Source organism: Clostridioides sp. ZZV15-6598 (assembly GCF_020657705.1).
GTDB classification, from domain to species: Bacteria; Bacillota; Clostridia; order Peptostreptococcales; family Peptostreptococcaceae; genus Clostridioides; species Clostridioides difficile_F.
This window is the reverse complement of record NZ_JAGWCS010000058.1, coordinates 1-24,213: the sequence shown is the minus strand read 5'-3', so window position 1 is coordinate 24,213 and position 24,213 is coordinate 1. Positions and strand designations below refer to the sequence as shown.

The following is a 24,213-nucleotide window of genomic DNA, read 5'->3' as shown; positions in this document are numbered from 1 at the left end:
GGAGATATACAATATGAATTTTTGGAACGGACTATTTTTACTTTTTGGAATAATATTTATAATAGGGGATGTAATAAAAGGCTTAACTAAACATAAATTTAACTATTTTACAGAGAGATATCTTAACAAATTAGAATTAAAATATGGAAGCATAGATAGAGAAAAAACTATTAAACTAGAAATGTTTTATCAATATTTACTAGGTTTAGAATACATAATAATGGGCTTATTAATAAAAAGATTTGATACTGCAATAATATCAGTAATATTAGTATCAATTGTAACAATAATATCCTATTATTTAATTAGAAGGAAATATATAATTGTATAAACTCTTTATAATAAAATGCTGATAGAATTAATAATCAAAGATGAGAGGTGAATATATGACATATTTATTGAAGATTAATCAAAATGAAAGAAGTTATGATATAGGTGTTTTTGAAAGCGAACAATCAATATTTAAATTTATTGAAAAAATCCCATTTGTAAAAAAAGAAAAAGGCTTTAACTGTATAGATTACTATATGGATTTTAAAGATATTCCTGAATATTATGAGGTAAATTATAATAATTATTTATACATAATTACTAAATTTTCATTCATACCAGATGAAAGTGTTATATTTTTTAGTTGGAATAAAATTAATTGTTGGGATGAAAATATGGCTGTCAAAGAAACCTTCACTGATGGAGAAACAACAGTAGATGCGTATAGCATTCCAAATAATGAAGTAAAAGATTACATACAAAAACGAGAAACATTGTATAGAGAAACTATAAAGTATTATGAAGAAAAAGGGTTGAAAGTCGAAAGACATGCGCTTGGTTCTGAAGATGGTGAGTATGTTAGCCTTTTAAATGATTCTATACTTTATTTGCTTGATGTTAACGCAGTTGATATTTGGGAAAAATCAGAGGATATAAAAGATTTTTTAAATAAATATAAAAAGTTTTTAAATAAGTTTTAAATATCTCTATAATATCTTTGTACAAAAATGGAGTTGTCACATGAACAAATTAAATTTGTTCTGTAACAGCTCCTTCTAGTCAGTTTATTTATCAATAAAATCTAATGCTTTATAAAGAGTTTCAAACCTATCGTTACCCTTTATCATAGTATAATTCTCTTTAGTCATAGAACTTATCTTATTACATGCTCCTCCCCCTACAACATATAAATTTTCTGTCCTTCCTGGAATGTAATCTTTTATATCACATATTAATATTTTTCCGTTATTATATCCCCAACCAACCACAGTTGCAGGTATTTTATCAATTTCTCCATCATAAACTATTGTATGTTTGTACATCTGCTTAACTCCCTCATTAATTATATTTTTATTTAATACACCTTCAACAATTAACTTAGATATACCTTCATATTCAAGTTTTTTAGACTTCTCATAATCTTCTTTATTATCACAGAAGAAATTTTCTATTAATACTGCTGTAGGTTTGGAACTATTTAAGATATATAAACTTTTATCTAATTTAGCACCCCTATTTTTAAATATTGTACCTAGTTTTTTACATATTCTAGTTGCATACTCTAAACCCTTATTACTATAATATAGAACCTCTGAGCCTTTTCCTTGACCATCACTTGCATTTAGATGTAGTTCTATAAGTAAGTCATATCCTCCACTATTAACTCTAGGTATTTTGTAAGTCTTTTCTTCACTCTTAGTTTTAAACTGCTTTTCGGGGCATATTATTACATCTACCTTATGCCCTTCTTTCCTAAACACATCTGCTAATACTGGTGCAAGAGATTTATTATATTTGTACTCGTTAACTACTCCATCAGCCGAAGTACATGCTCCACTTTTTAAAATACTGTGCCCTACTGTAATACATATTTTCATTACTTTTCACCATCCTTTAACTGTTTGTAAGTTTGATTTATACCTATTGATATACCCCAACAAATTACACCTTGTAAGACTGCATTAGGATTTAATCCTAGCATCCAAATAGAAAATCCTATACCAAGTATCAATAACACTACTGGAATATACTTGTTATCTAGTTGTTTATACTCCTTGCATCCAACCCCTAAAACATAAAGAGCAGCAACTAAAATTAGTAACTGCTCTGGTATGAAACTTATTAAATTATCCATATATTATTTTCCTCCAATTCTATTTATAATTTCGTCAATTCTAAGATGTGTTTGTTTTGTACTTGCTTCTACTTTTACAACTCTTTCACTAATATCTAAGAAACTAGCATTAAACTTTGCTACATCATGCTTTATATCTCTTACATTTTCACACAGAAAAGTTATTTGTTGTTCTAACTTTGTAGTTGTTTCTGCTTCATCTTGTATTTTTTTGTTTGAGCTATTTCTAAATGCTAAGTAGGATATTATAACTCCTGCTACTGCACACAATAGATTTATGCTTATTTCTTCCATACATCCGCCTAGTTTTTGTATCAAAAAAGACCTAGAAATTATAGTATAATCCCTTTATAGTAGACACTTTTAAAAAAGCACCCTTAGGTATACCAATTTTTTTGATGCTAACTCTTGGATTGCGTTTTGGTGAAGCTGTATCACTTAGATGGTCAGATGTAGACCTTGATAAAAAAATCATACATGTAAATCAAACATTAGTTTATGTAGACAATAAAATAACCTTCAAAGACCCTAAAACCCCTAAATCAAAAAGAAAATTATTTGCTCCTGATGAACTTATAAGCTTACTTAAAGAAGAAAAATTAAAACAAAATAAGTTAAAATTACAAGGGATATTGAAAAATGAATTCGATTTGATATGCTTAAATAAAAGATTCAACCCTTGGGTTCAACCAACTTTTGTTGCTCCTTTTAAAAAACTATTCAGAGATAATAATCTTAGAGATATAAAAGTACATGAATTAAGACATACAAATGCAACTTTGATGTTGCTTTCAGGTACTAACATAAAAGCTATTTCTGAAAGATTAGGACATGCAGATATAAAAATAACTATGAATAGATATTCTCACTTATTAGATGAAATGGACAAAGAAGCATCTGAAAATATAAGCAAAATACTATTCAAATAATGGTCAGTTTTATGTCAGTTAAATGTCAGTAATATACATAATAGGATATACTTATAAAATGCTTGAAATCACTATTATTTAATAAAATTTATAATTATTTACTATTTGCTGTTGACATTAGTACTATACCATAGTTTATCATCTATATTAGTAATAAATAAAATTATTAATTAATAGTTTCATAATTTTTATAATAGCTTTACAAGGAGTGATAATAAATGGATACAAAAATATCTATAGACGAAAACATAAGTTTGGGCAAAAGGTTTTTTAAATACTTAGCTCCATCTGTAGTTGCAATGTGGGTTTTCTCATTGTATACAATGGTTGATGGAATATTTGTAAGTAAAGGAGTTGGAGAATTAGCCTTAGCTGCTGTTAATATATCTATGCCTTTTATTAATTTTATATTTGCAGTTTCTTTGCTATTTTCAACTGGTGCATCTACTATAATTGCAATTTATCTGGGCAAAAAAGATATCAAATCTGCAAATGAAGTTTTTTCATTTAACATAGTATCAATAATCATACTATCATTAATTATATTGGCAGTAACTTTTTTTAACTTAGATAGATTAGCACTATTTTTAGGTGCTACAGAATCTACAATTGGTATGGTTAAAGATTACCTAGGAATAATAATATTTTTTAATGGTTTCTTTATAGTTTCCTATTCTTTAGAAGTTATAATAAAAACTGATGGATTCCCAATATTGGCTACTGTTGGTGTTATAATATCTGCTATTACAAACATCATACTAGATTATTTATTTGTAATAGAGTTTGGATGGGGCGTAAAGGGTGCTGGTATTGCGACTGGCTTGTCTCAAGTTTTTTCTACTGTTTTTTTCTTAATACACTTTTTGAGAAAAAACTCAACTTTGAATTTCTCTAAATTTAAGGTTAGTTTTAAGACACTTAGAAAAATTCTATTTATAGGTTTCCCTGATTCAACTACTGAATTAAGTTGTGGTATAGTTGTTTTACTTTTTAACTTGAGTCTTACTAAATATATAGGAGAAAATGCTCTTATTTATTATAGTGTTATAAACTATATAAACACATTGGTTCTTATGACTATGATGGGTATCACTCAGGGCATGCAACCACTTACTAGTTTTTATTATGGTGCAGGAAACATAGATAATGTAAAAAAATTATTGAAGATGGGAGTAAAAGCTACAATAATAGCTTCAATAGCTGTATTTGCAATATGTATGACTTTTTCAGAACCAATAGTTTCTCTGTTTATTCATCCAGAAGAGACTCTATTATTCAATGAAGGAGTTCGTGTATTTAAAATATTCTCTATATCATTCTTATTAGTTGGATTTAATGTAATAATTTCAGGATTCTTTGTTTCAGTAGAAAAACCATCAATTTCTACAGTTATATCTCTTGGTAGAGGACTTGTAATTGTCTCTCTAAGTTTAATTGTAATGATACTAATGTTTGGTGGTCAAGGAATATGGATGACTACTATTGTTTCTGAATTTATATGTCTTATTGTATCAATGATTTTCCTAAAGAAGAATTTTTCTACATTAGATTCTAGTCTAAAAAAGACGGCTTAAACAAAATAACAATAATAATATATAAAATAAAAAATACCTATTATACAATCTTGCAAACATTGATGCTTTGCATACATTAAGATTATATAATAGGTATTTTATTTATGTACTTATTTTATTTCTAAATAACCATAGCCATCTTTTATTACATTTCCTTTTACTTCATATTCTACAGGAGTTCTAAATACTGGCCCATCTACTACAAATGTATGATATTCTCCATGCTCTCCACATGGGTCTGAGCCTGTTTCTTTTATCTTTTTCACAAGTTCTCTAGTTAATTTTTTTCCTAAAAATTCCTCTCCTAAATGCTTTAAGTTTACTTTTGTTATGACACTACAAAATCCACTATCTATAAATTCATATACCAATTCCTCTCTGCTTTCTTGCCACAATGGTAGTTCTACCTTCATACCAACTGCATCACATCTGTCAGAGTCCCATTTTTTGTGACTTTCTATATCTATATCTCCATATGCACATATTGTTGCTCCCATGTTTTTAGCTTTTATTAAAGCTCTTTCAAAACTCTCTTCATACCCTTTTACTCCACATTCAGCAACTAACAGAGGTAGTCCGATACTATCACTTACTTGTTTAAGCATCTTATGCTCTAAGTTATGAGTCCATGATTTTCCATGTTCTTCACTTATAGTTGTCAAGAGTGCTACAGGCTTATATCCTTTTTCCAACATTCTATTTAATGCTAATATACTATCCTTACCACCACTAAATGACATTACAAATTTTTCATCAGCCATTCCCAACACCTCTTTCTTTTAACTTTACTTACTATCCTAATTATACCAAATTTTTAACTTATATAGCAAATTATATGGTATTTTAAATCATTAGTTTACTATAAAGAATGTACCTAAAATTAAAAGTATAACCCCTATGTATTTGTATAAATGCATTGTTTCTTGTCCCAAAATCACGCTATCAATAAAAAATCCGATTAGAACTTGAGATACAAGTGTTAATATAAGTGTATTTGATACCCCTAAATTTGGAATTGCTTTTACTGTAAAGTATATTATTAGTCCTCCAAATACTCCTCCTAGTAATAACTTATAATTAAAGCCATTTAAAGATACTAAACATTTTAAATCCCCAGCAACTATTATGCTTGCAAAAAAAAATATTGCTCCTACAGTCAAACTTATAAAGGTGGCAACCAATGCTGTTGTACTCTTACCTAACTCTCCATTTATAAAAGCTTCAAGAGCAGTGGACCCACCTGCCAATAATGCAAATATTATTGCCCATAATTTTGTCATGGACAAACCTCCTCCTATATAATTCTATTAATAAGAGTTTATGATACAACCCATTAATTAATTACTAAGTAGAGTTTTATTTTTATACTATGTGGCTTTATTTGAATATAAATTTCTGTTATAATTGTTCTATTGATTTTGGAGGTGATTTTATGTATACAAATTTTAATATCAATTTTGATAACTTTAATAAAAAAGAAAATGCTACTAAATTTATGATAATGGGAGTGTTACTTGTTATATTGGGATTCTTATGCCTTACGTTTAAGACTCTAGGTATAAAATTAATCTCTTGGACTTTTGGTGTTGCACTTTTATTCTTTGCATATTTAAATCTTAAAAACATCAACGATCTAAAAAGATATGCTACTAAAGAAGAAATCAAACCATCTACCAATGTTCAATGGATTCTAATAATTACATGTATACTACTTTTTGTATTTCCTCAAAAAATACAGAGTATTTTCTCATTACTTTTGGGATTTTATTTAATTTTTAATCAGCTCGTAGTATTTGTAAATAGTAAAAATAATCCATATTCTAAGTTTACAACTTGGAATATAATTAAAACTTTATTTGGTGTATGCCTTATATTGTCACCACTATTTTTATCTAGATTTATTGTCTCAATAATGTCATTTTTAATAATATTGTTTGGACTTGCTCTATTCTTTTCTGGAAATAAATCTAGAAAGTATTAATTATTTTATTGAATTATTTTATATTACTTAAAATAGAATTTGTTTAAGTCACCTATTTGTGGTAATATGTTTTTTGTACAAATTTAATGTACAATTTTATTAGAAATAGGTGATTACTTTGGATAAATTTAAATACGCTTTTGATAATAAAAGATATCATACTTGGAATTACTACCTTAGAAATACATTTGGAGAAAAAGTCTTTAAAGTATCAATAAATGCAGGATTTACTTGCCCAAATATTGATGGACGTATTGGTTATGGTGGTTGTACTTATTGCAGTAAAGAAGGTTCAGGCGACTTTGCTGGAAATCCTAAGGATAATCTTATTAATCAATTTTATAATATAAGAGAAATGATGTTAAAAAAATGGTCTCATGCTAAATATATTGGCTACTTTCAAGCTTATACAAATACTTATGCACCTCTTGAGGTTTTAAAAGAGAAATATGAAACTATACTATCTCTTGATGATGTTATAGGTCTTTCAATCTCAACAAGACCTGATTGTTTGCCAGGTGATGTAGTCGATTATCTATCTGAACTTAATGAAAGAACTAATCTATGGGTTGAACTTGGACTTCAGACAATTCATGATTCTACATCTAAAATTATAAATAGAGGACATGATTATAAAACATTTGTTGAAGGTGTTGAAAAATTAAAGGCTAAAAATATAAAAGTAGTTGTACACATTATAAATGGTCTACCTGGTGAAGATTATAATATGATGATGGAAACTGCTAGGGCTGTTGGCAAAATGAATGTAGACGGCATAAAAATACATCTATTGCATGTTATAAAAGATACTCCTATGGAAAAAATGCTTCAAAATGGAATGTTAACTCTTATGAGCCAAGATGAATACATTAATCTTGTTTGTGACCAGCTAGAAATATTACCTGAAACTATGATAATTCACAGACTTACTGGTGATGGTAAAAGAGATGAACTTGTTGGACCTTTATGGAGTTTAAAAAAATGGGAGATTTTAAATCAAATTGATGATACATTAAAATCTCGAAATTCCTACCAAGGATGTAAATTTATTCAAGATTAAATAATGATTAATAATATTAAATGATGATTAAAGATAACATAATAGCTATAGATAGCTTTATATAAAACATAAATCTATCTATAGTTATTTTATTGTTTACAAAGCAAATTTCAAATTAAAAATTACAATAAAAAATACCCCCATACAAATGTATAAGGGTAAAATATATAGTCTTAAATACTTTCTGTTTTCTCAATTTGTTTTAATTTATTAGACTTATAGAACATTTTCATTCCATCATAAGAAAGATTAAGTGCTATTACAGCTGATATCAACATTAACATCACTCCAAATAGCTTTCCTATAGAAAAACTTTCTCCTAACATAGTACATCCAATTATAACAGAGCCAACTAATTCTACTGATGCTACTACACCTGCAACAGACAACTCTACTCCTTTAGATATACCTGCTGCATAAAAAATATATGCAAGTGCTGCTGGAACAACCCCTAACATCAACATACAAGATAAAATATTTAAATCTTTAGCATAAGTTAATATTTCCCATGGTCTAGCAGAAGGAATCATAAATATTGCTCCAAATAAAAAGCTGTAAACTAATATTGTTGAACTTGAAAATTCCTTCAAAGCATTCTTACTAATAGTTGGCATCAGTGCATATGCTATTGCAGATAATATTCCAAGTAATAAACCCATAGTACTTAAGTTTTGAAAATTTAAACTTCCACCAGTTACTGCCATAATAGCACCAAGAAAACAAAAAATCAGCGAAAATATTTTACTTTTAGTAATACTCTCTTTATAAAAAAATTTTGAAAATACAGCTAAAAATAATGGCGATGTATACAATAAAACTGCTGCTACAGATACACCTACAGTATCAATAGCTTTAAAGTAACATAAATTAAACATAGCTTGACATATAATCCCTATTATTACTGAATAAATAATTCCTTTTTTGTTTATTTTTAAAATATGTGGTGTTCTTATAGCTGAATAAACACCTAAAACTATAAATCCAAAAAATAATCTTGTAAATGCTACTTGTTCTGATGTCAGTCCATTTCCCATCAAAAACTTTCCAAACAAGCCAAGTGTAGCCCATAATATTCCTGCTGTTGCTATAAATACATACCCTTTACTTTTTTCTCCCATTTTGAATACCCCTCTACTATTATTTAGTCAATACACATCATTTTTATCAAGCAAAAACCATGCCATTTTTATTTTATTTATATCGACACTAAAAACTTAGAATTTGCAACAATATTACTGCTTTTTCAACTTTTCAATAGTTATTTCAAACATATTTTAAGTTGATTTAGACTTACTTTAATTGTAAAATAAGTTATATATAACTTATTCAAAGTTAAAATAGACTGAAATTTATGTATTGTATAAAGATTATACTTTTAATTATATTTAGTAAATTAAACCTATTTTAATGTATCACTAAAAATTTAGGAGGACAATAGGGAAAATGGATTTAGATATGGATTTAGATTTAGAGTTTTATAAAAAAATATTAGAGGCTTCTCATGATGAAATATGTGCATCTGATGATAAAGGTATAATAATATATTGTAATAAGGCATTTGAAGAAAATTATGGTCTAAAAAAAGAAGATATTTTAGGAAAAAATGTTTCTTTCTTAGAAGAATCTGGATATTCAACAAAAAGCCCCATACCTGTTGTATTGAGAACAAAGTCTAAGTTTTCACTTGAACAAGATACTCAAACAGGAAAAAAGCTTATTATAACTGCAAGTCCTGTATTCGATGAAAATGGTGAGCTAGAATTCACTGTTGAAAATTGTAGAGATATAACTGAACTTAATAATATAAAAAACAAACTTGAAGATACAAAAAAACAAGTAAAAAAATATAAATCTGAAGTGGAAACACTATATAGAACAGCTCTTAGAATTGAAGATACAGTAATTATGGATGGTGTAGTTATGAGACCTATTATGAATACAGTCAACCATGTTTCTAAAACTGATGTAAGTGTACTATTGTTAGGAGAATCTGGAACAGGAAAGAGTTCACTTGCTAGATATATACATCACAACAGCAACAGAGCAAGTGGTCCATTTATAACTATAAACTGTGCAACCATATCTCCTCAACTACTTGAATCTGAACTTTTTGGATATGCTTCAGGTGCTTTTACAGGTGCAAGTACCAAAGGTAAAGTTGGTCTTGTAGAATTGGCTAATGGAGGAACTCTTTTTTTAGATGAAATAGGTGATATACCACAAAATCTACAAGCAAAATTTTTACAATTGATACAAGATAGGACTTTTACTCCAGTTGGAAGTTTAAAAAATAAAAAAGTTGACATAAGAATTATATCTGCTACAAATGCTGATTTAATTTCTAAAGTAAAAGAAAAAAAGTTTAGAGAAGATTTATATTATAGATTAAACGTTATAGAAATAAAACTCCCTCCACTTAGAGAAAGAAAAGATAATTTAGTAGAGATTATAAAATATTATTTTAATAGATATTCAAGCGACTTTAATCTAAACAAGACAATATCAAAAGAAGCTATAAGTATTATTGCAAACTACAAATTTCCAGGTAATATAAGAGAGTTACAGAATATAATTCAAAAAATCTTACTTACTTGTAGAGATAGTCATATAACAACAGACGATTTACCAAGTATGCTCACTAAAAATGTAAATACTGACAATAGTGGAAATAATGCTCCAACATATACAACTAATGTAGATAATTCTCTACCTATTGATTATAAAAACAAAACCTTTAATACTTTAATTATGGAGTATGAAAAAAATGTAATTTTGGATGCTTATGAAAAATTGGGTAGTTCTTATAAAGTAGCTAGACACCTTGAAATTTCTCAATCTAAAGCTAATAGACTAATTAGAAAGTATACTAATACTTAATTTTAAATTTGATAAATAAAAACTTAACATTATTTACATATTGTAAATTTCGCCAATTACTGGTATTATGAATATGGTTGAAATTATTTAAATAAATGTGATTGACTTAATTTCATATATTTACCATTAAACTTTTATCATAAATATCATATCATAATAATATATTTAATAAGTCTAATAAACTATACGAGGTGTAAATATGTTAATGAATACCCATTTTATTATGGCAAAATCGATACTTAATAATATAGATGAAAATAAAACATTCTTTATAAGCGAAAAAAATTTTATATATGGTAATATTAAACCAGATGCTTTTTCTAAATACAAATTAAAAAAACATTATATGGATGAATCATTCAATATGGTTGCTTCCAAAATAAATTATCTGTGTAGTCTTACTATAGATAATGTTTCTAAATATTTTTCAGTAAGTAGACTTAGTCAAGAGCTTGGTGTTATCTGCCACTTTTTATGCGATTTTTTCTGCTTAGCTCATAGTGAACGTTGGGAATTTAAACATAGTTTGAACAAACATGTTACTTATGAAAGAGAACTTGGAGCATTTGCAAAGGATGTTGATTTATCTAAAATTAAAGGAAATACTATAAATAGCGGATTTGAAAAATTTTTTGTTAAACTTTACAATGAATACAAAAAGAAAAGCGACTATATGAATGATTTAAAATTTTCAGCGTATACTTGCAATAGTGTTATAAATTATATATTAGATTCTATTTTAGCTAATACAATAAAATCATACCACATAGCAAATTGTGGTTAATTTAAGAATTTTAAATTGACAATTAATATAATCAAAATGACTGCTCTACAGAATATAAAATCTAGTTTTATAATTCTCTTGAACAGTCATTTTTTTATACTGAATATGTAATACCTTATAAAATTGATTACTTAGTAAATCAACATGCAAAAATAACTTATTAATTTTTTATTACTTAATATCAATATTTATATCTAATTATTTATTTTTATTATAGAATCTATAGCACTTTTTACACTATCTACTACATAATTTGCACTTTGTTTTACTTCTTCTCTTGCCTTTGACATTACAAAACTGTATTTAAACCCTTCTAACATACAAATATCATTTGGAGAATCTCCAATAGTAGCAACTTCATCTGGACTTACATTCAGAGTTTTTATTACATGTTCTATACTACCTCTTTTTGATACACTTTTAGGAACTACGTTTAAAGTATAAGTACTAGAAAAATATATTTCCAACACTTCGCTAAACTCACTTTTTAGATATAACTCTATTCTAGACAACTCTTCTAAATTTTCAGAGCATATACCAATATTACCTATAAGATTATCAAAACTATCTCTTTTCTCAAAATCAGGGTCTACTATAAAATCACTAGAATAATGTCTAAAAGCTGTCGTATCACTATCTACAATTACATCTCCTTTATATTTAAAATACAATTGTGCATCAGTTGATTCAAATCTATCAATAACTTTTTTTACTAGTTTATCATCTATAGTTTGCTTAAAAATCACATTATAATCTTTATCATGTATAAATGCACCATTTTCACATATATAGTAGCCATTCATATCTAAGCTCCCTTCGATAATATCACGAGCTTGTTTAAAAACCCTACCTGTAGCAACATTAAACTGTACTCCTCTTTTTTCTATTTCCTCAATTGCTGCTATGTCTTCTTTTGTTATAGCTCCATTTTCATATAAAGTTCCATCTAAATCACAAAATATATGTTTTATCATAAATTAAAAGCCTCCAAAAATGATTTTATATTATACCAATACTTTAAATATACCCAATATCATAATAATTTAAAGTTTTTCTAATTGTATTCTCAGCTCATTAAGTAAATCTCTAGTAGCTCTTAATCTTATCTTTCTTCTATCTCCATTAAATATATTTTTTCTCACTATTGTTTTTCCATTTATATATATTGCAGTATAAACCAGTCCTACAGGCTTTTCTTCAGTTCCTCCACCAGGTCCAGCTACTCCAGTTGTAGATATACCTATATTAGTTCCAAGCCCTTTAGCAACGCCCTCAGCCATTTCTATTGCTGTTTGTTCACTTACTGCTCCAAAGACTTCTAAAGTTTCTTTTTTTACTCCTAATCTTTTCATTTTTGCTTCATTAGAATATGTTACACATCCTTCAAGAAATACAGAAGATATTCCTGAATAATTTATGAGAGATGAAGATACTAAACCTCCAGTACAAGATTCAGCCACTGCTATTGTTAAGTTTTTTTCTACAAGAAGCTTAGAAACAGCATCCTCTAATGCAGACTCTCCTTCAGATACTGAAATATCTCCTTCAGTATATACATATTTACCAACTCTGCCTTTTATCTTTTCTTCTACTGGTTTTATCAACTCAAAAGCTAGTTCTTCATTTTCAGCCTTTGCAGTTATTCTTATTGTAACTTCTAATTCCTTTGCATACAACGCAACTGTTGGATTAGTTTGTTCATCAATTATATCTAAAATTTCCAATTCTAGATTTGACTCCCCTATTCCATACAATCTTAAAGTTTTTGATACTAGCATTTCCTTTGTAAATTGTTGTAGGTAAGGTTTGACACTTTCATTAAACATTGCCTTCATTTCTCTTGGAGGCCCTGGTAATACTATTATACTTTTATCATCTTTCTTTAAAATAGCTCCTGGTGCTGTTCCATTATTATTTTTTAATACTATAGCATCCTTTGGAAAATATACTTGTTTCATATTATTTTCAGCCATTTTCTTTCCTGTTTTAATAAAGAATGATTCCAAGACTTCTAATGATGGTTTATGTAATTCTAATTCCTGCCCAAAATACTCTGCTGCAGTTTCTTTTGTCATATCATCACCAGTTGGCCCAAGACCTCCTGTTGTAATTACTAAATCACTTCTTTTTAAACTTTCATCAAAGCATTCTAAGAGTCTTTGCTTATTATCTCCAACTGTACTTTGATGGTATACTTCTATTCCCAATGCTGCAAGTTCTTTAGCTAAAAATTGAGAATTTGTATTTACTATATCTCCCAACAGTATCTCTGTTCCTACACTTATTATTTCTGCTTTCAAATTTTATCACTCCTTGATTTATAGCCACTAAGACTAGTCTTAAGTTCATACCACTAATTTTAGCAAAAATGATAACATAAATAAAGTTAAAAAATCATTCAAATCTATCTGTAAGTCAGATTATCACTCTAAAACCACACATAATATAAACTTCACATGTAGTGGTACTTTCATCATCAACCATTAATTCATATAATTAAGTAAGTAAATTAAAAAATTTAATTTAAAAATAATAAAATTTAAAATAGGAGTGTATAATATGAAAATAGCAGTTATAATGGGTGGAATATCATCAGAGAGAGAAGTATCTTTAAATTCAGGAAAAGAAATATATAATAACCTTGATAAAAGTAAATACGATGTTGTAAAGGTAATAATAGATGATAAAAGAGATATATTTACAAAAATACCAGAAGATACAGATTTCGCAGTACTAGCACTACATGGAAAATTTGGTGAAGATGGATGTATTCAGTCAGTACTTGAGACTATGGATATACCATATTCTGGATGTGGACCTCTTTGTAGTGGAATGTGTATGGACAAAAACATCACTAAAAAAATGCTTAGAGATTCAGACCTTCCTACTGCTCCATGGGCTTTAGTAAAATCAGTTGATGAAATAAATTATGATGAGATAGATAAAATAGGCTATCCAGTATTTATAAAACCAAATTCAGGAGGTTCAAGTGTTGCTACATTCTTCATTCATTCCAAAGATGAAGTTGAAGAAGCAGTTCGTAAAGGTTTAGAAGTTGATGAGTTTGTAATGATTGAAAAATATATACCAGGTGGAGAATATACTTCATTCATATTAAATGGCGAAGTTTTTCCTACTATATCTATAAAATCAGACTCAGGATTCTTTGATTATGAAGCTAAATACTCACTTGAAAAAGGTGCAAAAGAAGAAGTTGTTTATTTAGATGATGAACTTCAAAAAAGAGTAAACGAAATTTCTGAGACTTGTTGGAAAATTTTTAATTGCAAAGCATATGTAAGAGTTGATATGATTATAAGTGAAGGTATTCCTTATGTTCTTGAGCTAAATACTCTTCCTGGCATGACTAAAACTAGTTTAATACCTAGAAGTGCTGCTGCTAAGGGTCTTGAGTATAGCCAATTATTAGATAAACTTATAGAATACTCTTTAAATTAGATAATACAATTTGAGGTGGTAATTTGATATTTTCAAATCTAAGATTAAATGATAGTGAACCAATTTATATACAAATTAAAAATTATATAAGTGATATGATATCAAAAGGATTAATTCCAGACAATAGTAAGCTCCCTTCTACAAGGGAGCTTAGTCAGCTTTTACAAGTCAGTAGAAATTCAATAGTCTTGACTTATGAAGAACTAAAATCAGAAGGCTTAATCTACTCTATTTCAGGAAAAGGTACATTTGTTAATTCAAAAAATAAATCTTCAAACACTACATGGTCTTTAAATTGGGACTGTTTAGAGAATACATACTCTAAAAAAGCTAATGAATTAGATATTATAAAAAGCGAGATACCTTGGAGCTCTAACCTAATATCATTTAAAAGTATATCTCCTGATGGAGATTTATTTGATATGGAGGAATTAAAAAAATCCTTTTTAAATAGAATCTCATTAGAAGGTCACAAACTACTTAACTATGGATATGCACAAGGTTATAAACCTCTTATTGACTATTTGCTTGAATATATGACAAATAAGGGAGTTGATATTAATAACAAAGATATACTAATTACAAATGGATTTACAGAAGGCTTTGATATTATTATGTCCTCTTTCACTCAAGAAAGAGACTATATAATCTGTGAAAATCCTACTCACAACACAGCTATAAAAATTATGAAGTCACACAATCTCAATATTTTAGGAGTGGATATATCTGAAAATGGTTTAGATTTCAATTTGCTCGAAAATCGTTTAATTGAGTACAAAAATAAAATAAAATTTGCATACATTACACCTTCTTATCATAATCCAACAGGAATTGTAATGACCCCTGAAAATAGATATAGATTCTATAATCTTATGAAAAAATACAATATAGCAATTATAGAAGATGGCTTTAATGAAGAGTTACTCTACAATAGTTCTCATATATTTCCCATCTGCTCTCTTGATAATATGAATAATGGTGTTGTATATATTGGTAGTTTTTCAAAAATCTTATTTCCTGGAATGAGGATTGGATGGATATTTGCAGATAAAAAAGTTATAGATAAGTTAGAAAGTGTAAAAAGGTGTAGAAATATACATGTATCTTTTTTAGACCAAGGTATTTTATTTGATTATTTAAGTAATGGAGGATTTGAAAAATACGTAAAAAAAATACGTAAATTCTATGGGGATAAATTTAACTTTGCCTATGAATGTGTAAAAAAATATATACAAACGGAATATATCTTAGGTGATGGTGGCTTGCATATATTTATAAAGCTTAAGAATATAGATACTAGAAAACTACTAGAAAAATGTTATAAAAAAAATGTTATCTTTATGCCTGGAGATTTATTTTTTACAGATGGCTCTGGCTCTGACACTTTAAGACTTGGATTTTCGAGACTCTCTTTTGAGGATATTGAAACTGGTATAAAAATAATAGGAGAAACTATAGATGAAATGTCCTAGGTTAACTAAATATTGTTAGCCTAGTTTATTTTTATGATGTATAATATATATAGTTTATATGAATCTAACATGGGGGATAATATGAGTAAAAAGTCAAAAAGAAAAAAGATTAATAAATTAAAACTAACAATTGTAATAACTGTATTATTTCTTGCCTTACTATCTATATATGAGATATTTTTCTCTAAATCCAACAAAGAAGATACTATAAAAAGTCAAGAAACTATGCAAGATAAAAACAATACAACAGATGATTCTAAAAATAATCAAAACTCTATCAAAAAGCAGGAAGGTAACAAAATTAAGCCTACTTTTTCATCTTCTTCAATACCAGATAATATAAAAAACAAAATGATTGGTAAATCTATGCCTTCTGATGAGCCTATAAGCTTTGATAGTTTATCTTACTTGAAACTTACCTACTACGGATTTGATGAAAAAACTCATCAAGGTGAAATGATAGTAAATAGTGAACTAGCTCCGGAAGTTGTCGATATTTTTAAAGAATTATATGAAAAAAAATATCCAATTGAAAAAATCAAATTAATAGATGATTATGACGCTGTAGATGAAAAATCTATGTCTGACAATAATACATCTGCATTTTGTTATAGAACTGTAGCTGGTACAAATACTGTCTCAAATCATGGTAAAGGACGTGCTATAGATATAAACCCATTGCAAAACCCCCATGTTTCTGGAGACAATGTTAGCCCTAAGGTAAGCACTGTTTATGCAGATAGGTCTGCTTTAAAATTTGGAATGATAAAAAAAGGTGATGATTGTTATAATGCTTTTGTAAGCAGAGGTTGGAGTTGGGGTGGATATTGGAAAAACCCAGATTACCAACATTTTGAAAAATAATAGATTAGAAATAAAGGTGAATTATATGAATTTAATGACATTGGAAAATATAAGTAAAAGCTATTCTGAAAAAAAATTACTTGAAAATATATCTCTTGGTATCAATGATGGAGAAAAAATAGGACTTATTGGTGTAAATGGTACTGGTAAATCTACTTTACTTAAAATTATTGCGGGAGCTGAAGAAAGTGAAACTGGCAATATAACAAAGACTAATGGTATTAGAGTAGAATATCTTCCTCAAAACCCAACTTATGATGAAAATTCAACTGTTCTAGAACAAGTATTTAATGGAACTTCAGAAGAATTAAAACTACTTGGTAAATACCAAGAAACTTTAGAAAAACTTAATTCTAACTTTACAGATGAACTAAATAAAAAATTATTATCCATGCATGAGAAGATAGATGCTTTAAATCTTTGGGATTTAGAAAGTGAAGCTAAATCTGTACTTACAAAGCTTGGTATAAATGATTTTAATCAAAAAATAATAGAACTTTCTGGTGGGCAAAGAAAAAGAGTTTCTCTAGCCTCAGCTCTTATTACTCCTTGTGAGCTTTTAATACTAGATGAACCAACAAACCATCTAGATAATGATACCATCGATTGGCTTGAAGAATACTTAAATTCAAGAAAAGGCTCATTGCTTATGATAACCCATGATAGATATTTTTTAGACCGTGTTACAAATAGAATAATTGAATTGGATAAAGGTAGATTATTTAGCTATGATGGTAATTATTCAATATTTTTAGAAAAGAAAATGGAAAGACTTTCATTAGAATCAAGTATTGAAGATAAAAGACAAAATTTAATTAGAACAGAACTTGCTTGGGTTAGACGTGGAGCTCAAGCTCGTAGTACAAAACAAAAAGCTCGTCTACAAAGATTTGATGAACTTGTAAATAAAGATTCTTTCAAACTTGATGAAAATATCGATATATCTGTTGCCTCAAGTAGACTTGGAAATAAAATAATAGAAATACACAATATATCTAAATCTTTTGAAGAAAATACAGTTATAGATAATTTAGAATATACTTTAGCACGTACAGATAGAATTGGTATAATAGGTAAAAATGGTATGGGTAAATCAACTCTAATAAACATAATAAATGGGAAATTAGCCCCTGATAGTGGATATATCTCAATTGGAGAAACTGTAAAAATAGGTTGCTTTTCTCAAGATGATTCTCATATGGACATTGATATAAGAGCTATAGACTATGTAAAAGAAGCTAGCGATTATATAGAAACTTCTGATGGTACTAAGATTACAGCTTCTCAAATGTGTGAAAGATTCCTTTTTAATGGTACTATGCAGTATACTTTGATAGGCAAACTATCTGGTGGTGAAAGAAGAAGACTACACCTTCTTAAAATTCTTATGACAGCTCCTAATGTACTTCTTTTGGATGAGCCTACAAACGACTTAGATATTGAAACACTAAAAATATTAGAGGAATATCTTGATGAATTCAAAGGTGTGGTAATTACAGTATCACATGATAGATACTTCCTAGATAGAATCTGTAATAAAATATTTGCATATGAAGGAAATGGAAAAATTCATATTTATACAGGTAATTATAGTGACTATCTTATTTATAGAGAAATTCAAGGAATTGAATTTGAAGAATCTAAAAAAGAAGCACTTAAAAATGATGCTTCAACTGCTCCAAAAAAAGAAAAACCTAAAAATGATAAAAAACTTAAATTCTCATATAATGAGCAAAGAGAGTTTGAAAATATTGATTCTGACATAGAAAAACTTGAATCTAAAATTGCAAAACTTGATGAAAGTACTTCAAAATTTGCAACTGATTTTACTAAACTTCAAGAAATTCTAGATGAAAAATCAAAACTAGAAAAAGAACTTGAGTACAAATATGAAAGATGGGAATATCTAAATAATTTAGCTGATAAAATAGCTAATAATAAATAAGATTAAAACATCTAAGTTTAGTGACCTTTACTTTAAATTTATAAGTTATAAATATTTAAAAGAGCTATATGTCTTTAAAAACATATAGCTCTTTTATAACTATCTTCTAATTTTTATATTCCGATATATCCTATAATAATTCTTTATTATACGTCTATATCCAGTCTTTCAACATAGTGACAATTGACATCAATATGATTTAAAAAAACCAACAATCTTTCATAAAGTGGATGAGATTCTTCTCCATACTTGGATTCTAAGTTTTCACCTATTTCTTTAACAGTCTTTTTACCATCAATTTGTAAAAATACGAAACTAGAATATTCATCTAGTTCTATTTTTTTATATTTAGGTATTCTAGCTTTTAACTTTCTAAAAAACTTTTGAATCTTATGGTCCTGTTTTTCAAGTATAGTTACAATACTATTTTCATCTACTTCATATTCAAGTCCATCAGCAATTTTAAATACAATATCTAAAACATCATTACTCTTGCTCATTATTTTTTACTTTAGATAACACAATAGGTAATGCTGTAAGTACAACTAGAACTACTAGTAAAGCAATTGCCATTGAATTTGTCGCAGCAAAACCACTTGGTACTTTTGGAGTTATAACTCCAGTTACTTGTAATATTATACCTATTAAACCAATGATAGATCCACCAGCAACAAGACCAGAAGATAAACTTATACCATTAGAAACTTTAGCTTCTTTTTCTTTTTCAGATTTAGATACTAATTCAACAAATAGACGAATTAATGCTCCAACTAATATTATAGAAGTTGTTGCTATTGGTAAATAGAATCCTATAGCTATAGTCATTATTGGTAATTTTAATGCATATAATACAATTGCCATAAATACTCCAACAATAATCATAACCCAAGGTAAACTACCTGACATAATACCAGAAGTTAATGTTGACATTAAGTTTGCTTGTGGTAATGCAAATTGTACATTATCACCAGTAGCTTTAAGTTGGTCAGAAAGTAATAAGATTACTCCTACAACAACTATAACACCAACTATACTTGCAATTGTGAAGTAACGTTGCATTTCGTTTTTACTACCACCAATGATGTAAGTTACTTTTTGAGATTGAGTATATCCACCAGCTATAGCAATAGCAACAACTATAAATGACCCAAATAAAAGTAATGATTTATTAGCTTCTAAATCAGTCCATCCCATTACAACAAATACTAATGTTACAATAACTAGAGAAGCTATAGTCATACCAGAAACTGGAAGATTTGATGTTCCTATTGTTCCTGTTAAACGTCCAGCTACTATGACGAATAATAAAGATAATAAAAGAGATATGATAGCTCCAATAATTGCCATAGCAATGTTACCAGAAATTAAGAACGCTGCTAAGAATCCAACAACTACTCCACCTAATAAAAGTATCATTTGTATAGATGAACCTTCTTCTGCATCTCCAGTATTTGATTTAGCTTTAAGTGTTTCTTTTATAGAAGCGATTATAGTTGGGATAAGTTTTATTGCACCAATAATACCTCCACAAAGCATCATACCAGCACCTATATATTTTACATAACTACTAGATATAGCTCCAACATCCATTTGGTTAAGAGGCATCGCAGGATTGTTCCATACCATAGCTCCATCTTTAGCCATATCAGTAAAGTAACCTATTAAAGGTGCAATACCAAAGTTTGATAAAATACTTCCTGCAAACATCGTTAAAGAAACTTCAAGCCCTACTATAAACCCAATTCCTAAAAGTAGAGGGTTTACTTCAATATCAAATTTCCATTTGTAGAATTTACTTCCTACAAGACTCATTACATTGTTTGCTACATTTAAGAATGAACCAGTTAATACAGTGATAAATCCACTTATTACAAATCCAATTCCCATGTATTTAATTGAGTCTCCACCAGCCTCTGAAGCAACAAGTGTTTCAGATATAGCCATTGATTCTGGGTACATAAGTTTACCATGTTCTTCAACTATTAAATAATTGTGAACTATTGCTGCAACTCCTATACCAAATAAAACACCACCAACTCCAACAGCTAAGCCTTCTAAAAATGTAATTTGGCTTCCAATTAAGATAACTGCTGGTAATACGAAAATGAATCCACTTGCAACAGATTCTCCACCACTTGACATACCTTGGATTAAATTCTTACCAAGAATACCCTTTTGACGAGCAAATGCTCCAACAAAAGCAGAACCTATTATAGCTCCTGGAATACCTGCTGCAACTGTAAGACCAGCTTTCATTCCAGAATAAGTTGTAGATGCGGCAAAAATGGCAGCTAAAATAATACCGATAATCAGTACAGCTACATTTCCACCGGTTCTGGACTTATCTGTGATGTATGGAACGTAATCTTTTCCACTAACCTCACCATAAGCTCCCTTAGGTAATTTTTTGTTCATAAAATTTTCACCCCTTTTCAGTTTGTATATATTATAACATATATACATATAAAACTTAACTTTTTATTATTTTACAAATAGCGAGTAAAAACTACTAAAATTTAATCCCATATTATTAATTTCTACTTTTAGATATTTTTATGCTAATTTTCTTTTTATTTTTCGATTATACTAAAAAGGATTAAGATAAAAAGTAAAAATTTTTTTTATATTAAAATTAAATTTGTTATAAAAACACTTTAAAACACGGAAAAGTATAAAAAATACAATAATCATCCTTATAAACAGATTTTCATCACAGTAAAAATGTACAGAAAATTCTTTCTTTTATGTAAATTGATTATTTTTTAAAAATAGGTGTCATAAAGAAACTTCTATAGTCCCTTTATAACACCTGTCATAATACAAAATCACTCTGGCAATGCCCTTTTATTTACTTTTCCAATTGGGGTAACTGGTATTTTATCTATCCTCATTATTATTGTTGGAATCATATATGGAGGTAAATGCTCATTTAAATATTCTCTAACTGTTCTGTCATTTATCTTTTCGCTATCCTCATCATCAATCACATAATATGCACATATATACATATCTCCATCCTCATTTGTTCTTGATATACAAACAACACTTTTAATTTCTGTAATATTGTTTATTATATTCTCAATCTCATACAACTCTATTCTAAATTCATCAATTTTTACTTGATTATCCATTCTACCAATATAATCTAAATTTCCATCATCTAACCATCTTACCAAATCACCAGTTCTATACATTAATTTATTGTGTTCACAAGTTTTGTAAGGATTTTCTACAAATACTTGCTCTGTTAACCCTTTTTTATTTAAATAGCCTCTTGATATTTGGATCCCTGATAGACAGAGTTCTCCTGGAACTCCAATTGGACATAGTTTATTTTTTTTATCTAATACATATGCATAAGTATTAAAGATTGGCTTACCTATTGGTATTTTCCCATACTCTTTATCCACATGAAAAGAAGTTGATACAACAGTAAATTCTGTTGGTCCATACTCATTATATAACTCATAGTTACGTTTTCTATATCCTTTTAATCGTTCTCCTCCTGTCTGCACAATCCTAAGTGAACTGTTGTTACAGTTTTGTATAAATAATCTTGCAAACGCTGTTGGTAATGCTAATATAGTTATATCATTTTCCTCACAGTACTCATTTACTGTGTATTCATCAAACTTTGCTTCTTCTGGCATAATGTTTATTGAAGCACCCATCAATAGATATGGAAATAGTTGTTTCATTACAGCATCAAAACTAAAACTTAAATATATCCCACATATATCATCTTCTGTAGCACTTATAGCTTCTATGCTATAATAACACATGTTTACTAAACTCTTATGTTCTATGGCTATAGTCTTTGGCCTACCAGTTGACCCTGATGTAGATATTGTATATGCACAGTTTGATGGTGTTATTTTTTCAGTTAAGTCATATCTAATTTTAAATATGTCTTCATCATTTATATCAATCACTATTGTGTTTTCATTTATAACTTTACATTTAAGTTCTTCTGTAGTTATTACTACTTTTGCATTACTGTCTTCAAGAAGGTAATTTAATCTTTCTTCTGGATTACTTGTGTCTATTGGGAAAAATGCACCTCCTGATTTCATAATTCCTATGGCTGTAACAATTATATTAATGTCTCTTGGCAACATTACAGCTACTATATCTTCACTTTTTACTCCTATATGATTTAAATAGCCTGCAAGTCTATCAGTCAATTCATCAAGTTCTTTATATGTCAAATTTCTATTTTCATCTCTAGCAGCTACATTGTTAGGTGTTCTCTCAACTTGTTCCCTAAATAAATCAATATAACTTCTGTCATATGGTATCTCGCATTGATTGTCATTAAAATCTTTTAATAATATTCTTTCTTCTTTCTTACATACAAATTCTAAATCCTCTATTAAAATATTGTTATTCCTTATTATCTGCTCTATTATATAATCAAATTGATTTAATATTCTTCTAATAGTTTCTCTTTTGTATATAGATGGCTTATATTTTATTTTTATTTTTAATGCCCTTTTAGTGTAAACTATTACAGATAAATCATATCCTTTTTTTTCTATGTCATAGTCATATGATAAATCAAAACTTTTAGCTACAAATATTGTGTTTATAAGTTTAGTATTCAAATGATTTTTATTCTCTATATCTGATAGCAAATAGTATCCATATTCTAAAGACCTACTCCATTGCCTTTTTAAATTTTTTACAACATCTATAAACTTTTCGCTTTGTCTAACCTTAACTCTTATCGGAATTATATTTATTGTTTTTCCAAAAACTACATCATCTTCATATGTATACTTTTGTAATATAAGTCCATAGATAGTTTCTATAATAGAACTTATGCTTATATTATTCATTTTAGAATATTGAATTAATTTTTCATGTTTCTCAATATCAATCTTAAAAATTTCATCTACAACTTCATCAGAACAATCTTTATAAAAAAAATCATTTGGAATTTTTGCTAGATTGGTATAATCATCTAGCAAATCCATCCAATAATTCATAGCTCGTTCTAAATTAACTTCATACATATCAAAATTCCCCCTTACTACTAAATCTATAGAAAAAATCCTTTTGGAATTTTATTTTTTTAAGTACAGAAATATATTAAATAATATATATGCAAGCTCTAAACACATGAGCTTGCATAAACTTATAC

General features: G+C 28.0%; 23 protein-coding genes. 12 read left to right on the top strand and 11 right to left on the bottom strand.

Annotation, left to right across the window (positions count from 1 at the left end; all coding sequences use genetic code 11):
* Together KGF50_RS12275 and KGF50_RS12270 are read left to right on the top strand one after the other, a co-directional pair.
* Positions 1-331, top strand: a 331-nt coding sequence (locus KGF50_RS12275; RefSeq protein ID WP_227848308.1) for a hypothetical protein, incomplete at its 5' end; no start/stop codon positions are given.
* 55 nt (positions 332-386) lie between these two features.
* Positions 387-971, top strand: a complete 585-nt coding sequence (locus KGF50_RS12270; RefSeq protein ID WP_227848307.1) for a hypothetical protein — start codon at positions 387-389, stop codon at positions 969-971.
* 84 nt (positions 972-1,055) lie between these two features.
* Here KGF50_RS12270 and KGF50_RS12265 read toward each other — a convergent pair whose 3' ends face one another.
* The 3 genes from KGF50_RS12265 to KGF50_RS12255 are packed head-to-tail and all read right to left on the bottom strand — an operon-like array spanning position 1,056 to position 2,443.
* Positions 1,056-1,868: an N-acetylmuramoyl-L-alanine amidase gene (locus KGF50_RS12265; RefSeq protein ID WP_227848306.1), complete on the bottom strand. Its 813-nt coding sequence runs from the start codon at positions 1,866-1,868 to the stop codon at positions 1,056-1,058.
* Positions 1,868-2,125: a phage holin family protein gene (locus KGF50_RS12260; protein WP_227848305.1), complete on the bottom strand. Its 258-nt coding sequence runs from the start codon at positions 2,123-2,125 to the stop codon at positions 1,868-1,870. The genes KGF50_RS12265 and KGF50_RS12260 overlap by 1 nt, the downstream gene beginning before the upstream one ends.
* A 3-nt stretch (positions 2,126-2,128) precedes the next feature.
* A complete protein-coding gene (locus KGF50_RS12255; protein WP_227848304.1) occupies positions 2,129-2,443 on the bottom strand; it encodes a hypothetical protein in 315 nt (104 codons plus the stop codon).
* 80 nt (positions 2,444-2,523) lie between these two features.
* On the opposite strand from KGF50_RS12255, the gene KGF50_RS12250 reads away from it, so the two are divergent.
* Together KGF50_RS12250 and KGF50_RS12245 are read left to right on the top strand one after the other, a co-directional pair.
* Complete coding sequence (locus KGF50_RS12250; RefSeq protein ID WP_227848303.1) at positions 2,524-3,054, top strand: site-specific integrase; 531 nt, start codon at positions 2,524-2,526, stop codon at positions 3,052-3,054.
* A 218-nt stretch (positions 3,055-3,272) separates the two neighbouring features.
* On the top strand, positions 3,273-4,628 hold the full coding sequence (locus KGF50_RS12245) for an MATE family efflux transporter (protein WP_227848302.1): 1,356 nt from the start codon (positions 3,273-3,275) through the stop codon (positions 4,626-4,628).
* 110 nt (positions 4,629-4,738) lie between these two features.
* Here the strand turns inward: KGF50_RS12245 and KGF50_RS12240 are convergent, their stop codons facing one another.
* Together KGF50_RS12240 and KGF50_RS12235 are read right to left on the bottom strand one after the other, a co-directional pair.
* On the bottom strand, positions 4,739-5,389 hold the full coding sequence (locus tag KGF50_RS12240) for a diphthine--ammonia ligase (protein WP_227848301.1): 651 nt from the start codon (positions 5,387-5,389) through the stop codon (positions 4,739-4,741).
* Between the two features lie 90 nt (positions 5,390-5,479).
* Positions 5,480-5,908, bottom strand: coding sequence for a DMT family transporter (locus KGF50_RS12235; RefSeq protein ID WP_227848300.1), 429 nt, complete (start codon positions 5,906-5,908; stop codon positions 5,480-5,482).
* Between the two features lie 152 nt (positions 5,909-6,060).
* Between KGF50_RS12235 and KGF50_RS12230 the strand changes: the two genes are divergently transcribed.
* A complete protein-coding gene (locus tag KGF50_RS12230; protein WP_227848299.1) occupies positions 6,061-6,609 on the top strand; it encodes a DUF308 domain-containing protein in 549 nt (182 codons plus the stop codon).
* Between the two features lie 118 nt (positions 6,610-6,727).
* Positions 6,728-7,669 carry a TIGR01212 family radical SAM protein gene (locus KGF50_RS12225; RefSeq protein WP_227848298.1) on the top strand — a complete coding sequence of 314 codons (942 nt, stop codon included), beginning with the start codon at positions 6,728-6,730 and terminating at the stop codon, positions 7,667-7,669.
* Between the two features lie 173 nt (positions 7,670-7,842).
* Here KGF50_RS12225 and KGF50_RS12220 read toward each other — a convergent pair whose 3' ends face one another.
* Positions 7,843-8,787 (bottom strand): DMT family transporter, encoded by a 945-nt coding sequence (locus KGF50_RS12220; RefSeq protein ID WP_227848297.1) that lies wholly within the window; start codon positions 8,785-8,787, stop codon positions 7,843-7,845.
* 337 nt (positions 8,788-9,124) lie between these two features.
* Between KGF50_RS12220 and KGF50_RS12215 the strand changes: the two genes are divergently transcribed.
* Both KGF50_RS12215 and KGF50_RS12210 read left to right on the top strand, forming a co-directional pair.
* The gene (locus tag KGF50_RS12215; RefSeq protein ID WP_413926817.1) at positions 9,125-10,546 is read left to right on the top strand and encodes a sigma-54 interaction domain-containing protein; all 1,422 of its coding nucleotides are present in this window, start codon (positions 9,125-9,127) and stop codon (positions 10,544-10,546) included.
* A 199-nt stretch (positions 10,547-10,745) separates the two neighbouring features.
* Positions 10,746-11,330 carry a zinc dependent phospholipase C family protein gene (locus KGF50_RS12210; protein WP_227848295.1) on the top strand — a complete coding sequence of 195 codons (585 nt, stop codon included), beginning with the start codon at positions 10,746-10,748 and terminating at the stop codon, positions 11,328-11,330.
* 194 nt (positions 11,331-11,524) lie between these two features.
* Here KGF50_RS12210 and KGF50_RS12205 read toward each other — a convergent pair whose 3' ends face one another.
* Together KGF50_RS12205 and KGF50_RS12200 are read right to left on the bottom strand one after the other, a co-directional pair.
* Positions 11,525-12,304 carry an HAD family hydrolase gene (locus KGF50_RS12205; RefSeq protein ID WP_227848294.1) on the bottom strand — a complete coding sequence of 260 codons (780 nt, stop codon included), beginning with the start codon at positions 12,302-12,304 and terminating at the stop codon, positions 11,525-11,527.
* Positions 12,305-12,373: 69 nt separating this feature from the next.
* Positions 12,374-13,630 carry a competence/damage-inducible protein A gene (locus KGF50_RS12200; protein ID WP_227848293.1) on the bottom strand — a complete coding sequence of 419 codons (1,257 nt, stop codon included), beginning with the start codon at positions 13,628-13,630 and terminating at the stop codon, positions 12,374-12,376.
* Between the two features lie 259 nt (positions 13,631-13,889).
* Here KGF50_RS12200 and KGF50_RS12195 point away from each other — a divergent pair, with 259 nt between their 5' ends.
* The 4 genes from KGF50_RS12195 to KGF50_RS12180 all read left to right on the top strand — a co-directional run bounded on the left by KGF50_RS12195 (position 13,890) and on the right by KGF50_RS12180 (position 19,070).
* Positions 13,890-14,789: a D-alanine--D-alanine ligase gene (locus KGF50_RS12195; protein WP_227839551.1), complete on the top strand. Its 900-nt coding sequence runs from the start codon at positions 13,890-13,892 to the stop codon at positions 14,787-14,789.
* Positions 14,790-14,812: 23 nt separating this feature from the next.
* Entirely contained in the window at positions 14,813-16,261 is a 1,449-nt protein-coding gene (ddlR, locus tag KGF50_RS12190; RefSeq protein ID WP_227848292.1) for a transcriptional regulator DdlR, read from the top strand.
* Between the two features lie 81 nt (positions 16,262-16,342).
* Positions 16,343-17,125, top strand: coding sequence for a M15 family metallopeptidase (locus KGF50_RS12185; RefSeq protein ID WP_227848291.1), 783 nt, complete (start codon positions 16,343-16,345; stop codon positions 17,123-17,125).
* Positions 17,126-17,150: 25 nt separating this feature from the next.
* The gene (locus KGF50_RS12180; protein WP_227848309.1) at positions 17,151-19,070 is read left to right on the top strand and encodes an ABC-F family ATP-binding cassette domain-containing protein; all 1,920 of its coding nucleotides are present in this window, start codon (positions 17,151-17,153) and stop codon (positions 19,068-19,070) included.
* A 146-nt stretch (positions 19,071-19,216) separates the two neighbouring features.
* On the opposite strand, the gene KGF50_RS12175 is transcribed toward KGF50_RS12180, so the two are convergent.
* The 3 genes from KGF50_RS12175 to KGF50_RS12165 form a co-directional block, all read right to left on the bottom strand.
* A complete protein-coding gene (locus tag KGF50_RS12175) occupies positions 19,217-19,570 on the bottom strand; it encodes a PqqD family protein (RefSeq protein ID WP_227848290.1) in 354 nt (117 codons plus the stop codon).
* A complete protein-coding gene (locus KGF50_RS12170) occupies positions 19,557-21,485 on the bottom strand; it encodes an OPT family oligopeptide transporter (protein WP_227848289.1) in 1,929 nt (642 codons plus the stop codon). Before KGF50_RS12170 ends, KGF50_RS12175 begins: the two co-directional genes overlap by 14 nt.
* Positions 21,486-21,895: 410 nt before the next feature.
* Positions 21,896-24,085, bottom strand: coding sequence for an amino acid adenylation domain-containing protein (locus KGF50_RS12165; RefSeq protein ID WP_227848288.1), 2,190 nt, complete (start codon positions 24,083-24,085; stop codon positions 21,896-21,898).
* Between the last annotated feature and the right edge of the window lie 128 nt (positions 24,086-24,213).